This window comes from Shewanella chilikensis, assembly GCF_002836945.1.
GTDB classification, from domain to species: Bacteria; Pseudomonadota; Gammaproteobacteria; order Enterobacterales; family Shewanellaceae; genus Shewanella; species Shewanella chilikensis.
Genome location: NZ_NIJM01000053.1, coordinates 1 through 15,097 on the forward strand (window position 1 = coordinate 1; position 15,097 = coordinate 15,097).

The following is a 15,097-nucleotide window of genomic DNA, read 5'->3' on the forward strand; positions in this document are numbered from 1 at the left end:
ACCCGCGACCCCCGGCGTGACAGGCCGGTATTCTAACCAACTGAACTACCGCTCCACTCAAGTTGCCGGGAATAATACGTAGAGCCTATGCCAGCGTCAACAACTTTTTCTTTAATCGGCTCTCAACCAGCCAAAAAATCAGCAAACCACTAATAATCAAAGTGTTCTGTTTGATTTTTGCTCATCCTCATCCGGCAGCGTCAAATCGATTTCCTGTAACGTATTAACCTCGGGCGTGGGCTGTTGCTGAACCAGCATTTGGGCCTCAGCCGCAGCCAAGGCCTGTTTCAAACTTTGGCGCTTGCGCCAAAATAGAATGGCGCCGATCCCAAACAGCAGTAGCAAAACGTTACCGCCTATGATCAGGTAAAGGGCATTTTCTTTGGCTGCCGCCTCTTCTTTGGCTGCTATTACTGCAGCCCTGGCGGCCATCTCTTCGGCGCTCGGTGGCGGCTTGGGAGGCTCAACGAAATTGAAGAAACGTTCCGGCAAACTCAATACCAGTTCCCTTCCCTGTTTATCTGTACTGAAGACAGTACCCTTGATGCGGTAACTGCCAAAATCACTCACCTGGGGCAACACAAGCTGTGTGGTACCTTCCTTGGGCTGACGCACGGTAAAAGGCAATTGCAACCCAGCCGGTCCCAAGAGTTCTAGATCAAAATAGGTTTCCTCAAGGCGCAGAATATCAGGGTTGGCACTCAGCGACAGGCCCCATGGCTGAGTCAAAGGGTCGTCCGGCTCCAGCACCTTGATGTCCACGGGAGTAGGCTCCAATCTAAATACCTGTTTAAACTCACGTTCAAACACATCGTTTTGCACATTGACCTGCAGGGTGTAATCCCCCCAGGGCTGGTTGAGGTTAATGTTTGCAGTGAAAGTGCCGTCATCTGGCCTTTCATCCAGCGCTTCACCGTTATCCTGATAACTGCCGACAATCAGGGTGCCGGCAGCAAAGTTTTCATCACCTGGTTGATGGGATGAGGCAAAACGCGCGGTCCATCTCAATAAATATTCAAGCCCAGGCAGCCGCATTCTCAGCGAGTCACCGGTGAGATGGGCTGTCAATTTAAGCCGTTCGCCTTGATAAAGAGGCTGAGGTAGTTCATCCACCTCAATCCCCAGCTCGGAAACCCGGGTAATTTGCGAGCCGGGCACCACTTTACCGATAAGCTGCCAAGGGCCGGGCACAGGGTTTTCCACCGAAATCATGTCGCCTGTAACCCCATCGGTCCACTTGACATTCTCCGGGTGGCGCGAGGCATACCATTTACTGCCATCGGGCAAGACCACCACTACAGGGGCGGAGCCATATTCCCGCTGCACCAGCAGTACGATTCTGTCGACCATATGGTCGACCCGAAAACGGTTTTTAAGCTCAGAGGCCTGTTCCTTGGGGACTATCTCGGCAGCTGTCGCCCCCCCAAGGCCAAGCAGCAGGCACACTATGAGGCCCAGCACTGATCTCAATCCCATTATTTGCTTCAATCCATAGGTTGTGGCTCGTCACGCCAGAGGCACTTGCCTGATTTTGCGACTAAATCGAGCCTTTGCTCATGCATATTCAGTTCATCGGCCGATGCGGCGATCACTTTAAGTTTTGCGCGATTGGTATCGAGACGCATGATGCCACCGGCTTCCTGACCGGCTTGATCGCTGGAGAGGTTGAACTTGGTCTGGCCACCTGTCATCGCCAGATATACGTCGGCGAGGATCTCGGCATCGAGCAAAGCGCCGTGATATTCACGGCGGGAGTTGTCTATATGGTAGCGCTTACACAGGGCGTCCAGATTGTTCTTTTGCCCTGGGTGCAAAAACTTGGCGATGGCCAAGGAGTCGAGGATCTGGCAAATATCCGCCGTCACCGGTCCCCTGGGGTTGGTCATGGAAAACTCATGATCCATAAAGCTCACGTCAAACGAGGCGTTGTGAGCCACAATCTCAGCCCCTTGAATAAAAGCGATAAAGTCGGCGGCAATTTCATGGAATCTGGGTTCGTTGGCCACTCTCTCATTGGTAATACCGTGAACCGCGATCGCTTCTTCATCAATGGGTTGCCCCGGATTAATGTATTGATGGAAAGTGCGGCCGGTCAGGCGCCGGTTAATCACTTCCACACAGCCGATTTCAATGATCCTGTGGCCTTGATAGACGGGGCCTGCGCCCTGGTTCATACCTGTGGTTTCGGTATCCAGAATGATCTGCCGACTGGCATTCGATATGATATTCATCTATTTTTTGCAGCTTCCTGAGTGAATTTACGGGTATACTCGCCCGCATTTGCCGGATATGGTAACAACTTGATGAGCGAACTGAAACAGATCCAGATATACACCGATGGCTCTTGCCTGGGCAACCCCGGCCCCGGCGGCTATGGTGTCGTCATGCGCTATAAACAACATACCAAAGAACTCTCCGGTGGCTTTGCCCTGACAACCAACAACCGCATGGAGCTGCTGGCCCCCATTATCGCGCTGGAAAGCCTGAAAGAACCTTGCAAAATCGTGCTGACCAGCGATAGCCAATATATGCGTCAGGGGATCACCCAATGGATCCACGGCTGGAAGAAAAAAGGCTGGGTCACTTCCAACAAGACGCCGGTGAAAAATGTCGATCTCTGGCAGCGGCTGGATAAGGCCACGCAACAACACCAGATAGACTGGCGCTGGGTCAAGGGCCACGCCGGACACCCGGAGAACGAGCGTTGCGACGCCCTGGCAAGAGAAGCCGCCGAGGCCAACCCTGCCACAGTCGATCAGGGTTATCAGGCCAGTCTTTAATGGCTATAGTCTTTAGAGGCTTGGTCTCTAATGACCACCTTTATCCGCGACTGCCTTGAGTTTCAAAAATTTGCCGCAAAAATCGATAAAGGCCTGCGCCAATGGCGTCAGGCTGTGGCTCTTGTGGCGAATAAGGTAAAACGGCCGTTCGAGCGCCAGCCCCTCCACCTCCACCAATGCCAGCTCTCTACGGGCCAGCTCTTTATCCAATGTCAGTTCGGACAAAACCCCAAGCCCGGCGCCCTGCTTCACCGCCTGTTTGATGGCATCAGGAGTTGGGAAGCAGAAACGGGCTTCTGGCTGCAAGTCCAAGCGGTTGGCGGCATCGACAAAGTACTCCCGGGTACCCGAGCCCTCTTCTCTCAATACCCAGGAGAGCCCCTTGAGCTCACTTGGCGTGACCTTACGTCCCGCCAACGGGTGCGCCGGATGGCAGAACACCTTGAGGCAGTCCTGATGCCAGGGCAGCACGACGATTCGACTATCGAGACAATAACCTTCAATGAAGCCTAACTCGGCGCGAAACTCGGCCACATCACGGATAACCTTACGGGTATTGTCTATCGCCAGATCCACCTGGGTCTGAACGTGCTGCTGGCTGAATGCAACCGCTGCTTTGGCCAGCAGAAAATTGCCTATGGTGGAACTGGCACTGACATTCAACATACCGGCCAGCTCGTGGTTGCTCGGAGTAAAAGCCTGCTCTATACGCTCGATGCGCTGCAGCACATCGCTGGCCAGCGGTAACAGCAAGCTGCCTTGGGAGTTAAGCTGCAAACGGTTGCCAATACGCTCAAATAAACGGGCATCGAGTTGCTTTTCAAGCTCTGACAGTGCCATCGAGGTAGCCGGCGCGGAAAGATTAATCCGCTCTGCCGCTTTGGCCACCTGGCCTGTACGGGCTACGGCTTCAAAAATCATCAGCTGTTTCAGGGTGATACGCATTAAAATTATTGCTCTTCTTTAGTGTGGCGCTCCAATTGCCTGCCGGAGAATCCCGGCGTTGGCGTGGGTTGCCAACCAGGGATCCGCTGGCGGCGCTTATCCCCCAAAGGGGTTAAAGGCGAATCCAGCTTGCGGGCCACCAACAGATACAGCGAACCGGTACCCGGTAGCCATTTTTGCTGCCAATGATGCCATATCCTCAAGGGCGCCGCCTCGCTGAGCAGCGAGTGATACAAGAGCCGCTCATCGTGCACCAACTGATACCCTAAAAGCCCCAGCCAGTCCTTGACCCTGGCCGGCATAAAGAACTGACCACTCCAGGGTAAGGCCTGCTGAAACCTGGGCAGCAGCTTGCCGAAAAAGGCGCAACTGAATGGATTAATTCCTACTATAAAAAGATAACCGCCGCTGACCAGCACCCGGTCGGCTTCACGCAAAATCCGATAAGGATCCGCCTCAAACTCCAGCACCAGGTTCATCACTACTGCATCTATGCTGGCCGGGGCCAGCGGCAGCTCGGCAAAATCGGCAACTATCGAAGCACCTTTATCTGGATAAAGGGAAAATTGATGCCCGACCGGGCAATTTTTGATCTCGAGTTCGCGGCTTAAGGCACCCAGGCGCAACAAATGATAACCAAACACCCTGGGCCACCAATAGGTCAGTTTGCTTTCCAGCTCACGTTTGATAGTCTCACCGGCAGGCAAACTGTCCCAGGAACTGGGTCTGGACTCAGACGAGAGAGGCATAGATACTCCGGTTAAGCCATTCTAGGCTCAGCTTAATAACGAATCCCCTATACAAGCAAGTATGAGGCTCAGTAAAATTGAAACTGATCCCGCCGACTTAAAGGAGCTTTGAGCTTATGTCCAACGTCCATGTCACCCGTGCCCGGCCTCAGATAACGCCGATAGCTGCCTTCGATGACAACTATATCTGGGCCATAGTCGCCCCCAAAGGTGATAGTTGTTGGGTGGTAGACCCGGGTGATGCCGCGCCCGTATTGGCATTTTTGGCACAAAATGACCTGACTTTGGCCGGAGTACTGATAACTCACCACCACAGCGACCATACCGGCGGCATCCTGGCCTTGAAGGAAGCTTTCGACTCGCTCCCGGTTTACGGGCCAGCCAATCCGGCCATCAAAGGCATTACCCAGCCACTAACAGAGGAAGGCGGATATCGGCTTGAGCCAGGAAATGGCCAGTTTGCTCTTGAGTGCCGAGTGTTTAAGGTTCCCGGGCACACGCTGGATCATATCGCTTATTTGATTGACGATGCACTCTTTTGCGGCGATACCCTGTTCTGCGCCGGCTGCGGCCGCCTGTTTGAAGGCAGCGCCGAACAGATGTACCACTCTTTGGGTCAGTTTGCCGCCCTCGATGACAGCACCAAGGTGTATTGCACCCATGAGTACACTTTGGCCAATCTGCGTTTTGCCAAAGCTATTGAGCCGGACAACCAAGCGCTTGCAGATTACATGCTTACCGCAGAAGCGCTGCGTGAGCAGCAACAACCCACACTCCCCTCTACTATTGGCCGTGAAAAGGCCATCAACCCCTTTATGCGCTGCCAAAAGAACACATTGCAGAGCAGGCTCGAATCCCACAGCGGTCAGCCCTGCAATGATCCCGTGAGCCGCTTTGCAGTTCTCAGGCAATGGAAAGACAATTTCTGAAAACCGGGTTACAATAAGCCGCTTTTTTGTGTCGTTATTATGACAACGTTCAGCCAAGATATATTTATCTAATTGTTTTAAATGACAATATTGGCTTTCAGTGACGACGCTTCTTTTTCACCACGGAAACCAAACCAGGGTAAAAATACCACCCAAGGTACTATCCCGGGCCAAGGGACCAGGCCTATCCCGGGTTTCCGTTTGATGTGCGTTTGCCTGTCTGTTCAGGCCATCATTCGAGGATTGCTGTTTTTGAAGCAAATCAGATTTTTTATATTGGCGGGGAGCCTATCCCTGCTTGGCGGCTGTCAGCTGCTATCTCAAGCGCCGGAGTCTACTGCCGAAGCGCCGGTTAAGGCCACCCCAGCTCCGATCATTACTCAGGCTCCACAAGTCATCAGCGAGCCGGAAATTGTTGTCACTGACGTGTGGCAGCGGATCCGCAACCAACTCAATATGTCGGTTCCCGATGAAAAGCTGGTGCGCCAATACCGTCAATGGTACATAGATAATCCAAGACACCTGGAGCAGATCTCCGAGCGAGCCGCTCCCTTCATGTATCTGATTGTCGAGCAGATAGAAGAGCGCAAACTGCCGATGGAGCTGGCACTGCTGCCGATAGTGGAAAGTGCCTTCGATCCTTTCGCCTACTCCCATGGTGCCGCCTCAGGATTATGGCAGTTTACCTCGCCAATGGCGTTGCATTTTGGCCTGGAGATCAACTGGTGGTATGACGGACGCCGCGACGTTCCCGCAGCTACCACTGCCGCTCTGAATATGATGGAATACCTTTACGAAAAAACGGGCGAGAACTGGCTCTATGCCATTGCCGCATATAACACTGGCGAAGGTCGGGTGTTGAACGCGGTCAAGCGTAACCGTCAAAAGGGACAACCTACAGACTTCTGGTCCCTGTCGCTGCCCAAGGAAACCGAGCGTTATGTGCCGCAACTGCTGGCACTGGCCGATGTGATCAAAAACGCCGACAAATACGGCATTAACCTGACACCAATTGCCAACGAGCAGAAACTGGAAGTTGTCGATGTCGGCAGCCAGATAGATCTGGCCCTGGCGGCGCGTCTTGCCGGCATGGAGGTCAATGAGTTGCAACAGTTCAACCCAGGTTTTAATCGCTGGGCCACTGCACCGGAAGGGCCACACAAGCTGGTACTGCCGCTGGACAAAGCGAAAGAGTTTGAAATTGCCCTGGCCAGTACGGAACCAAGCGAGCGCCTCAACTGGCTCAGATACAAGATCCGCAAGGGTGACTCTCTTGGCATGATAGCCAAGAAGCATCATACCAGTATCGATGTTATTCGTTCTGTCAATGGCATCAGTGGCAACAATATTGTCGCCGGTAAGCACCTGTTGATCCCGGTCGCCCTCAAGGATGCATCGGCCTACCCGCTCTCCAAGGAGCAACGTCTGGGTCAGAATAAGTCCGGCAAGAGCAAACGCAGCTACCAGGTCAAGTCCGGTGACTCCCTGTGGCAGATAGCCAAGGATAACGGCGTCAGTGTCAATGAACTGGTGAAATGGAACGGGATCTCCGCCAAGACGCCGCTGCGTCCCGGCAAACAGCTGACCATCTGGACTAAAGCCTCTGGGCAATCCCAGAGTGCCAATGCCGTAATGCGCACAGTGAAATACAAGGTTCGCTCCGGTGATTCGCTGGCTCGAATCGCCAGCAAGTTCAATGTCAGTGTGGATGATCTGCTGGAATGGAACCAGCTCAAGGCCAGTAAGTACCTGCAACCCGGACAGATGTTGACCCTGTTCGTGGATGTGACCCGCGTCAAGACCTGATAAAAACTCCTACTCAAGCGGCACCCAAGGTGCCGCTTATGATCCCGTTCAAACTTTTGCAAGTTATTATATTACAATCATAATCCATTCGTGCGCTGTCACAAATTTGACACTCCTCTTTGTTGATAATCGTCCGCTGAATTAATCCAGCCTAAACAAAATCACGATGAACAGAGATTTGCCCATTACCGACATTGAAACACCTGTGACGGAAAATGCCCGCATTCTATCCACCACAGATCTCAAAGGGCGCATCACCCATATCAATCAGGAGTTTATTGATCTTTGCGGCTTTTCTCGTGAGGAACTCTTGGGGCATGGTCACAACATAGTGCGCCATCCTCATATGCCCAAGGAGGCGTTTGCCGATCTCTGGCATCAGGTCAAGAGTGGCAACAGCTGGATGGGCTTGGTTAAAAACCGCCGCAAGGACGGCGGTCACTACTGGGTCAACGCCTACGTCACCCCGATTCGCCGCAAGGGTAAAATAGTTGAATATCAATCTGTACGTACCAAGGCTAGCCCTGAGCTGATTGCCAGAGCCGAGACCTGCTATCAGGCTATCAATCAAGGGAAATCGATACTGCCACGCTTTCGAATAGGGCTAACGGCAAAGCTGGCGCTCTGTTGGGGTGCATCACTGCTATCCTTGGTGCCCCTGCCCTGGCTAAGCGGTCTCTGGCAACTTGCACCGGTCAGCGCAGCGGCAACTTTGATGGGCTGGAGTCTTTTCAGGCTCAAACAAAGGTTAAATAAAGTCAGTCAATTCAGCCGCGGAGTACAGAATAACCCACTAATGCAGGCTATTTACTGCAACAGCACAGATGAACTCGCCGAACTGGAATTGAGTTTGAGAATGCAGCAGGCCGAGATATTCGCCATCACAGGACGAATAAAAGACAGTGGTGAGATCCTCGATAACAGTTTGAGTGCCCATCAGGCTGCCGTCGATGCCAACTACCGCGAACTGGCACAGCAAACCGGCGCCCTGAAACAGCAAGGTGATGCCATCAACGAACTCAGAGGAGCCGTGACCGAGATTGCTGATACATCAGCCGAAACGGCCAACGAAGTGACTGAGCTTGAGCAAAGCAACCGGCACACTCTAGAAGCTCTGGTCGCCAGCCGCGCCGCCAACAGCGAAGTCACCGCTCTGCTTGCGAAGGTTGAAGCACAGTTGCTGGCATTGGACAAACGCTGCAGTAGTATAAACACTGTGTTGGAAGTGATTGAGCAACTTTCCGATCAAACCAATCTGCTGGCGCTCAATGCGGCTATCGAAGCGGCCCGAGCCGGTGAAGCCGGCCGCGGATTTGCCGTAGTGGCAGATGAGGTGCGAAACCTAGCCAAACGCTCCTCTGAATCCGCCGGTGAAATACATCAAATTATTGCCGAGCTCAGTCTGCAAAGTCGCCAGACAGTGACCGAGATGGAGCGCAGCCAGCAACTGACCAAAGAAAGTCTGCAACTGGAGCAAAAGTTGGCGCAACGGTTGGACGAAGCCACCAGTGCACTGGGCCGAATTGCCGCCCATAGCCAGCAAATAGCCGTTGCCACCGAGCAGCAAGCCTGTGTGGTAGAACAGTTACACCGCCATTCAGAACAGTTGCAACAGGGCGTTGGCTGTTTAACCGATAACAGTGAAGCCGCAAGCCATCACGGAAAGGAGCTCACCAGGCAAAGCGAACGTCAAAAAGAGCTCATCGCCCAGTTCTGACAACAAAGCAACGGCGATATTTTTCCAGGTAGGCGCCATTTGTCAAAGCGTGTAAAAACACCTGTGTTCACCTATGGCATTCCCCATGGAAACCGCGTTAGAACACAACGCGGCTCCCTGAAGGGAATGCCAAAAATTTACCAGTCAAATGTCTCCAAGTTCCAAAGTCATATAAGTCAAACCTGGATCAGAGTGGCAATTTTGCCAATTTATCAGCCACAAGTTGACCGCGCCATCCCTGCAACACCAAGGGCGAGGCCCCTTGTTTGCCATCCCATACCCATTCAAGGTATTCGTGAATATGACGCTTGGAGCCAAGCAACTCCATGGGCACACTTTCGGATTCTGCAACCTCACTCAAGCACTGCTTAATGGTTTTGAAAGCGCTCTTGTATCCGGGCTTGAGCGCCAGCACATCCAAGGGCTCAGGCAGATTGCTCATATCCGCCTTGGCCATAACCTTGAGCACATCTTTGGCGTAAAGACGCTTTTCATGATCTGTCAGCTCTTTCATGGCAAGCACATCATTGATCCCTCTTGGCTGACGCTTAGCCAAGCCGATAAGGGCATGATCTTTCATGACAAAACCCAACGCCATATCCTTTGCTAACGCTTTACGCAAACGCCAGGCCGCCAGCACCTTAAGCACAGCCAATTGTGGTGTACTCAACTGAAAGGCGTTTTTGACTCTAAGATAGGCCGTGTCTTCATCCGGCGGATCCAGACGCCCTTCTGTCATGCGCCGACTTTCTTCCAATGCCCACTCAATCCGGCCCTGTTGCTGTAGTTTCTGCTGCAGCTGAGGATAGAGTTGGTAGAGATAATAGACATCATTGGCGGCATAACTGAGCTGCGCCTCTGATAACGGCCTTTTCAACCAGTCGGTACGGGACTCGCCCTTGTCGAGCTCCACTCCCAGACACTCATGCACCAACTTGGCATAACCCAGGCCATGCCCCATGCCGGCAATGGCCGCTGCCAGTTGACTGTCGAACAAAGGCTTTGGTTGACACTGACCCTGGCGGGCAAACACTTCCAAGTCTTCACTGCAGGAGTGCAACAACTTGGTGATCTTCTCATCGGTCAACAAGGCCCAAAAGCCCGACAGATCCGAGATGGCCAAGGGATCTATCAGAGCCAAGGTCTTGCCGTCATAGGCCTGAATAAGCCCTAAACAAGCATAATAAGTACGGGTGCGTACAAATTCGGTATCTAGCACCAGCAGTTCGGCATCACGGTATTGAGCCACCAGCTGTGCCAGGGTGGCGTCATCTTTTACATACAGGTAATCTTGCAACTTCAACTCCCATCCTGCGCGAGTTTCCAGGTCTCGGAAACACAAGAGCCGGCTGGCGCCGGCTCTCTATATTATGCAGATTTGGCCTCATCTCTGAGTTCTCTGCGCAGGATCTTTCCTACATTGGTTTTCGGCAATTCGTCCCTGAATTCTATCAGCTTCGGCACCTTATATCCTGTTAAATGATGTCGACAGTGTTTGATAAGCTCTTTCTCGGTCAAAGATTTGTCTTTTGCCACCACAAAAATCTTCACCAGTTCGCCACTGACCTCGTGGGGCACCCCTACTGCAGCCACTTCAACCACCTTGGGATGCAAGGCCACCACCTCTTCCACTTCATTGGGGAAGACGTTGAAGCCGGAAACCAGGATCATGTCCTTCTTGCGATCAACAATATAGAAAAAACCTTTTTCATCCATATAGCCGATATCACCTGTGGCCAACCAACCATCTTTGTCGATAACTTTGGTGGTTTCTTCCGGACGTTGCCAGTAGCCCAACATCACCTGAGGCCCCTTGGCAAAAAGTTCACCCGTCTCCCCCTGAGGCAACACCTGACCATCATCGCCACGCACTTGAATTTGCGTCGAAGGCGCAGGTAAGCCGATAGAGCCGTTGTAACCAGCCAGATCGTAAGGGCAACAAGCCACCAGAGGTGAAGCTTCGGTCAGGCCATATCCTTCAAGCAAACGAGTCTTGGTGATGTTCTGCCACTTGTCGGCCACGGCGCGCTGCACCGCCATTCCACCACCAATAGAAAGTTTGAGGCGGGAGAAGTCCAGAGCGGCAAACTCTTCGCTGTTGACCAGAGCATTAAACAGGGTATTCACCCCAGTGAGAGCAGTGAAAGGTGTTTTCTTCAGTTCCGCCACAAATCCCGGGATATCCCTTGGATTGGTGATCAATAAGTTATTGGCGCCTTTATGCAGGAACAGCAAACAATTCACCGTTAAGGCGAAAATATGGTAAAGCGGCAAGGCGGTTACCACAAACTCCTTGCCATCGTTGAGCAAAGGGGCGTAAGCACCGTTGGCCTGCAATACGTTGGCAACTATGTTGCCATGGCTGAGCATGGCGCCCTTGGAAACGCCAGTGGTACCGCCGGTATACTGCAAAAAGGCGATATCATCACTCTTGACCACAGGCTTGACGTACTGTGCCTTTTTACCGGCCCGAAGCGCCCGGCGCATAGAGATGGCGTGTGGCAAAGAGTATTTGGGCACCAGGCGCTTGATATACTTCACCACAAAATTAACCAAGGTACGCTTGGGCGCACTCAAGAGATCGCCAAGCCCAGTAATAATCACATTCTTGACCGGAGTTTGATCGACCACTTGCTCCAGTGTGCTGGCAAAGTTGGACACTACCACTATCGCCTTGGCGCCGGAGTCGACCAACTGGTGCTTTAGCTCTCTCGGGGTATAAAGCGGATTGACGTTGACCACAACCATACCGGCCCGCAACACACCAAACAGGGCGATGGGGTATTGCAGTAGGTTCGGCATCATGATCGCCACCCGATCGCCCTTTTGCAATTTGAGATCATTTTGCAAATAGGCGGCAAAGGCCCGGCTGCGCTCTTCCAGTTTTCGGTACGTCAGGGTTGCACCCATATTGACGAATGCGGGTTGATCGGCGTAGGTATTGACCGCTGATTCCAACATCTCCAGCAAGGAAGCATAGCGGCTGGTATCAATTTCGGCAGGCACGTCGGCAGGCAAACTGTTAATCCAGGGCTGGTCCACAAATCTCTCCTAAAATTCCGTCTTCAGCGGAAACGACTCTCTATGTCGTTAAAGCCCGCAGCATCTGCGGGCAAAGCACTGAGTATTTTTTATAAAGTTCTTATTAAGGCCTTTGGCCTCGACTCTTGGTAGTTAACTTTCGCGCCGCAAAAAATCATACGAGCGTTTAAAATTTTGATCATCATCACATAAAAGCTTTTATTTGCCTAGTCCCCCGGATTGGATTTTCTACCTTGGAGAAATCCGGCCAGAGTTTGCGCTACCCCATCGGCGTTCGCCATATGCAGATGGTGATCCCCTGGTAGTTGTACTATTTGCAACTCGCTGTACCAGGCACGTGCCTGGGGTAAACTCTGCACCAATCCGGGAAATCCCTGCTCACCCGTGATAAGTAAGCTGGGGATGGCGATCCCCTGCATCAGGGATGCTACCTGCTCAAAACAAAGTCGCATCGGCGAGTCAAGCCGCAGCCTTGGGTCACTGCGCCATCTGGCACCCTGTGCATCAATTTGCATATTGCGTGTCACCAATAATCTGGACCAGGGCTCTGCCAAGCCGGTCAACTGCACTCTGGCTTTGATGGCCGGTTCGATACTGTCATAAACCACTTGGCTACGTTTGCTGGCGAGCATACGCTTGTGGGCAGCAAAGCTCTTTCTCAGCCTGGGTTTGGCCTGCTCCACCGCCTCATAAAGAGGTGCAAAGGCTTCAATCAACAGCAACTTGGCAACTCGCTCGGGAAATGCGGCAGCATAAGCACTGGCAACGATTCCCCCAAGCGAGTGCCCCAACAGAGTGACTGGTGCATCGCCGGCCAAGTGGTCCAGCAGCTGCTCAAGATCATACAGATAGTCAATCCAGTGCAGCGGATAACTCCCTGGCCTGTGTTCCGATAAACCATGCCCCGGCCAATCAATGGCAAGAATACGATAATCATTCATCAACTTCTCGGCCAAAGGAGCAAAGCTGTTACTGTTATCCAGCCATCCATGCAATGCCAGTAACAGCGGCTTATCTTCCGCTCCCCAGCATTGGGCAGCCAGCGTGAGGTGCGGCAGCGGGATCTTCAGTGCTTTTACGGGGGCGGAAGGTTGCCACATAATGCCTCTGTTGTCAGTGTATCAGTTCGCTTTTTTGATAAATTTGAGTGTCATACGGTCACTTTCTCCTATCTTGAGATAAGTGTCCCTGTCCTGCTCACCCAGTCGCAATGTCGGCGGCAAGGTCCAGACGCCTTTGGGGTAATCCTTACTGTCCTTGGCATTGGCGTTGATCTCACTGCTGGCTTCCAAGGTGAAGCCGACCTTTTCTGCCAGTGCTATCATCTCATCCTGCATCATGTAGCCGCTGTCAGGGCCGTTACCGGCTTTGCCCCTGTGCTCAACCACACCAAAGACGCCGCCATCTTTAAGCACATTAAAAGCAGCCTGAAACACGGTTTGCAGTTGCCCCTGACTGGCCCAGTTATGCAGGTTTCTGAAAGTGAGTACAGCATCGGCGCTGGCATCTTCTCCCAGTTTAACCTGTGCGGGAGGATCCAAAACCACCTGTTCGATTTTGCCAAGCTCTTTGGGGTGGGCTTGCAGCCATTCTAGATAACGCTTGCCCGCTTTGGCCCGATAACGGCTGCCCGGGGTGTCTTCCTGCGGCGCTGTGTTAAAACCGGCGGCAATATACTGCCCCTTGTCCGCCAACATAGGCGCTAGGATTTCTGTGTACCAGCCGCCGCCGGGCCAGAGCTCAATCACGGTTTGCTCCGCACTGATCCCGAAAAAAGCCAGTGTCTGCTCTGGATGACGATATTGGTCGCGCTCGACATTGGCTTCCCGGCGAAAGTCACTGTTAACCGCCTCCTGCAACGCCTGTTCGCCGGCCTGCAGCGCACCGCTGCCAAGCAGCATGCCTGCAAACAGCAACGCCTTGCCAAGCGGCGTTGCCAGCTTGCGATTAAATTGCTTGTATTCCATTTCCCTTCTCCTTTGAATGTGGATTTATGCTGCGGCAACAAACCCGCCGAAACGACTTTTTGGCACGCACTGGTGCCAAATAAGATTGGAGTTCAAGCTAACAGTGAGCGGCAGACTTGCCAAGGATCAGTTTGATTTTCCATCTATGCGGCGCCAGCAAAGCAGTAACGCCAATAAGCCGGAAGCGAACCACAGCAATACCCAGACGAACGCAGGCACCCAGCTGTGCTCAGCCAGCAATACCGCATCTCCCCTGTTGTCCAGCCCCAGCAATACTGCTGGGCTGGCGAGCGCGTTGAGCATCACCATCAAGGCCACTAGGCGCAAGCTGCCGCTGAGCAGTCGATTGCCGCCAAATTTCAGCGGCAGCAAAAACAATACACTCAGACTAATGAGGATACTCAGAGTCAGTAAGTCCCGTCCCCACAGCAGTATGGTGAGCAGCACCAAGGCGCCGATAAAGGCGAAACTGACACGGATCCCCCGCGGCCAAGTGGCCAGGTGGTAAAGCAGGCAGCCCCAAAAGGCCGCGCCCAAATAACCACTGAAGCCGATAAGGAGCGGCCAACCGCCCTGACTGAAGCAGAAACCGGCGCCACTCGGAAAGAGTTGGATATGGCTGACAATCCCGCCGCTTAACAGCGTGGCTAGCGCATGAGACAATTCATGGAAATAGCTTTCCAACCATTTAAAAGGTACAGAGACATAGGGCAGATGAGTCAACATCAAGGCCAGCAAGAGTTCCAGCAGAAACTGGCCTCTTCCCGGCAACGCCAGAGAATGGGACGGTTTTACAAACGCGTTATCGGCGGCGGGATTGTCAGGCGTAGACATCTATGCCCACCATGGCTGAGATAGCGTCCCGCTGCGCGGCGTGTTGGGTATGAAGATAGAGGGCGATAGCATCAGAATGACCTGCGGTTTCCCGCTTAAGTTGCTCTCTTTGTTGGTATTTGTCGTTAAGGGCTTGGCTGTCAAACTCGAGCAACTGTCTGGATGGGCTGACAAGGATTTCATCTTGAGTTTCAATGGTTTGCTGGGCACTCTCAGGTGGCCTGTTGCCGGCTACCGCCTGCGACAGACTTTGAACTGCCCCCGGATGTCCCGTCTGCTTGATCATCATGATACTGGTTTGATCCCCGTTTGCCCCAAGCCCTTGAGG

The 15,097-nt window shown here is 52.9% G+C and carries 14 protein-coding genes; 4 read left to right on the plus strand and 10 right to left on the minus strand.

Annotated features, from left to right (window positions below; all coding sequences use genetic code 11):
• Positions 1 to 156 precede the first annotated feature (156 nt).
• Both CX651_RS16290 and dnaQ read right to left on the minus strand, forming a co-directional pair.
• Positions 157 to 1,476 (minus strand): TIGR03503 family protein, encoded by a 1,320-nt coding sequence (locus tag CX651_RS16290; RefSeq protein ID WP_101056889.1) that lies wholly within the window; start codon positions 1,474 to 1,476, stop codon positions 157 to 159.
• An 8-nt stretch (positions 1,477 to 1,484) separates the two neighbouring features.
• On the minus strand, positions 1,485 to 2,231 hold the full coding sequence (gene dnaQ, locus CX651_RS16295; protein ID WP_039033209.1) for a DNA polymerase III subunit epsilon: 747 nt from the start codon (positions 2,229 to 2,231) through the stop codon (positions 1,485 to 1,487).
• A gap of 72 nt (positions 2,232 to 2,303) precedes the next feature.
• On the opposite strand from dnaQ, the gene rnhA reads away from it, so the two are divergent.
• On the plus strand, positions 2,304 to 2,780 hold the full coding sequence (gene rnhA, locus CX651_RS16300; RefSeq protein ID WP_100143809.1) for a ribonuclease HI: 477 nt from the start codon (positions 2,304 to 2,306) through the stop codon (positions 2,778 to 2,780).
• Between the two features lie 27 nt (positions 2,781 to 2,807).
• Here rnhA and CX651_RS16305 read toward each other — a convergent pair whose 3' ends face one another.
• Both CX651_RS16305 and CX651_RS16310 read right to left on the minus strand, forming a co-directional pair.
• A complete protein-coding gene (locus CX651_RS16305; RefSeq protein WP_101056890.1) occupies positions 2,808 to 3,725 on the minus strand; it encodes a LysR substrate-binding domain-containing protein in 918 nt (305 codons plus the stop codon).
• 5 nt (positions 3,726 to 3,730) lie between these two features.
• Positions 3,731 to 4,474: a class I SAM-dependent methyltransferase gene (locus CX651_RS16310; RefSeq protein WP_101056891.1), complete on the minus strand. Its 744-nt coding sequence runs from the start codon at positions 4,472 to 4,474 to the stop codon at positions 3,731 to 3,733.
• Positions 4,475 to 4,590: 116 nt separating this feature from the next.
• On the opposite strand from CX651_RS16310, the gene gloB reads away from it, so the two are divergent.
• The 3 genes from gloB to CX651_RS16325 all read left to right on the plus strand — a co-directional run bounded on the left by gloB (position 4,591) and on the right by CX651_RS16325 (position 8,926).
• The gene (gloB, locus tag CX651_RS16315; RefSeq protein ID WP_101056892.1) at positions 4,591 to 5,403 is read left to right on the plus strand and encodes a hydroxyacylglutathione hydrolase; all 813 of its coding nucleotides are present in this window, start codon (positions 4,591 to 4,593) and stop codon (positions 5,401 to 5,403) included.
• 252 nt (positions 5,404 to 5,655) lie between these two features.
• On the plus strand, positions 5,656 to 7,209 hold the full coding sequence (locus tag CX651_RS16320) for a LysM peptidoglycan-binding domain-containing protein (protein ID WP_224866303.1): 1,554 nt from the start codon (positions 5,656 to 5,658) through the stop codon (positions 7,207 to 7,209).
• A 166-nt stretch (positions 7,210 to 7,375) separates the two neighbouring features.
• The gene (locus CX651_RS16325; RefSeq protein WP_101056894.1) at positions 7,376 to 8,926 is read left to right on the plus strand and encodes a methyl-accepting chemotaxis protein; all 1,551 of its coding nucleotides are present in this window, start codon (positions 7,376 to 7,378) and stop codon (positions 8,924 to 8,926) included.
• 187 nt (positions 8,927 to 9,113) lie between these two features.
• Here CX651_RS16325 and rnd read toward each other — a convergent pair whose 3' ends face one another.
• The 6 genes from rnd to CX651_RS16355 form a co-directional block, all read right to left on the minus strand.
• Positions 9,114 to 10,223, minus strand: a complete 1,110-nt coding sequence (gene rnd / locus CX651_RS16330; protein ID WP_101056911.1) for a ribonuclease D — start codon at positions 10,221 to 10,223, stop codon at positions 9,114 to 9,116.
• A gap of 71 nt (positions 10,224 to 10,294) precedes the next feature.
• On the minus strand, positions 10,295 to 11,968 hold the full coding sequence (gene fadD / locus CX651_RS16335; RefSeq protein ID WP_101056895.1) for a long-chain-fatty-acid--CoA ligase FadD: 1,674 nt from the start codon (positions 11,966 to 11,968) through the stop codon (positions 10,295 to 10,297).
• 206 nt (positions 11,969 to 12,174) lie between these two features.
• Entirely contained in the window at positions 12,175 to 13,068 is an 894-nt protein-coding gene (locus CX651_RS16340; RefSeq protein ID WP_101056896.1) for an alpha/beta fold hydrolase, read from the minus strand.
• A 21-nt stretch (positions 13,069 to 13,089) separates the two neighbouring features.
• The gene (locus CX651_RS16345) at positions 13,090 to 13,935 is read right to left on the minus strand and encodes a class I SAM-dependent methyltransferase (protein ID WP_373296794.1); all 846 of its coding nucleotides are present in this window, start codon (positions 13,933 to 13,935) and stop codon (positions 13,090 to 13,092) included.
• Positions 13,936 to 14,061: 126 nt separating this feature from the next.
• Positions 14,062 to 14,769 (minus strand): M50 family metallopeptidase, encoded by a 708-nt coding sequence (locus tag CX651_RS16350; RefSeq protein ID WP_101056897.1) that lies wholly within the window; start codon positions 14,767 to 14,769, stop codon positions 14,062 to 14,064.
• Entirely contained in the window at positions 14,756 to 15,058 is a 303-nt protein-coding gene (locus tag CX651_RS16355; RefSeq protein WP_101056898.1) for a hypothetical protein, read from the minus strand. Before CX651_RS16355 ends, CX651_RS16350 begins: the two co-directional genes overlap by 14 nt.
• Positions 15,059 to 15,097 lie beyond the last annotated feature (39 nt).

What these genes read in the sequence shown, in the direction of transcription:
- CX651_RS16290 (WP_101056889.1), bottom strand. Translation starts at nt 1,476, where the DNA reads ATGGGATTGAGATCAGTGCTGGGCCTCATAGTGTGCCTGCTGCTTGGC.
- dnaQ (WP_039033209.1), bottom strand. Translation starts at nt 2,231, where the DNA reads ATGAATATCATATCGAATGCCAGTCGGCAGATCATTCTGGATACCGAA.
- rnhA (WP_100143809.1), top strand. Translation starts at nt 2,304, where the DNA reads ATGAGCGAACTGAAACAGATCCAGATATACACCGATGGCTCTTGCCTG.
- CX651_RS16305 (WP_101056890.1), bottom strand. Translation starts at nt 3,725, where the DNA reads ATGCGTATCACCCTGAAACAGCTGATGATTTTTGAAGCCGTAGCCCGT.
- CX651_RS16310 (WP_101056891.1), bottom strand. Translation starts at nt 4,474, where the DNA reads ATGCCTCTCTCGTCTGAGTCCAGACCCAGTTCCTGGGACAGTTTGCCT.
- gloB (WP_101056892.1), top strand. Translation starts at nt 4,591, where the DNA reads ATGTCCAACGTCCATGTCACCCGTGCCCGGCCTCAGATAACGCCGATA.
- CX651_RS16325 (WP_101056894.1), top strand. Translation starts at nt 7,376, where the DNA reads ATGAACAGAGATTTGCCCATTACCGACATTGAAACACCTGTGACGGAA.
- CX651_RS16340 (WP_101056896.1), bottom strand. Translation starts at nt 13,068, where the DNA reads ATGTGGCAACCTTCCGCCCCCGTAAAAGCACTGAAGATCCCGCTGCCG.
- CX651_RS16345 (WP_373296794.1), bottom strand. Translation starts at nt 13,935, where the DNA reads ATGGAATACAAGCAATTTAATCGCAAGCTGGCAACGCCGCTTGGCAAG.
- CX651_RS16350 (WP_101056897.1), bottom strand. Translation starts at nt 14,769, where the DNA reads ATGTCTACGCCTGACAATCCCGCCGCCGATAACGCGTTTGTAAAACCG.
- CX651_RS16355 (WP_101056898.1), bottom strand. Translation starts at nt 15,058, where the DNA reads ATGATGATCAAGCAGACGGGACATCCGGGGGCAGTTCAAAGTCTGTCG.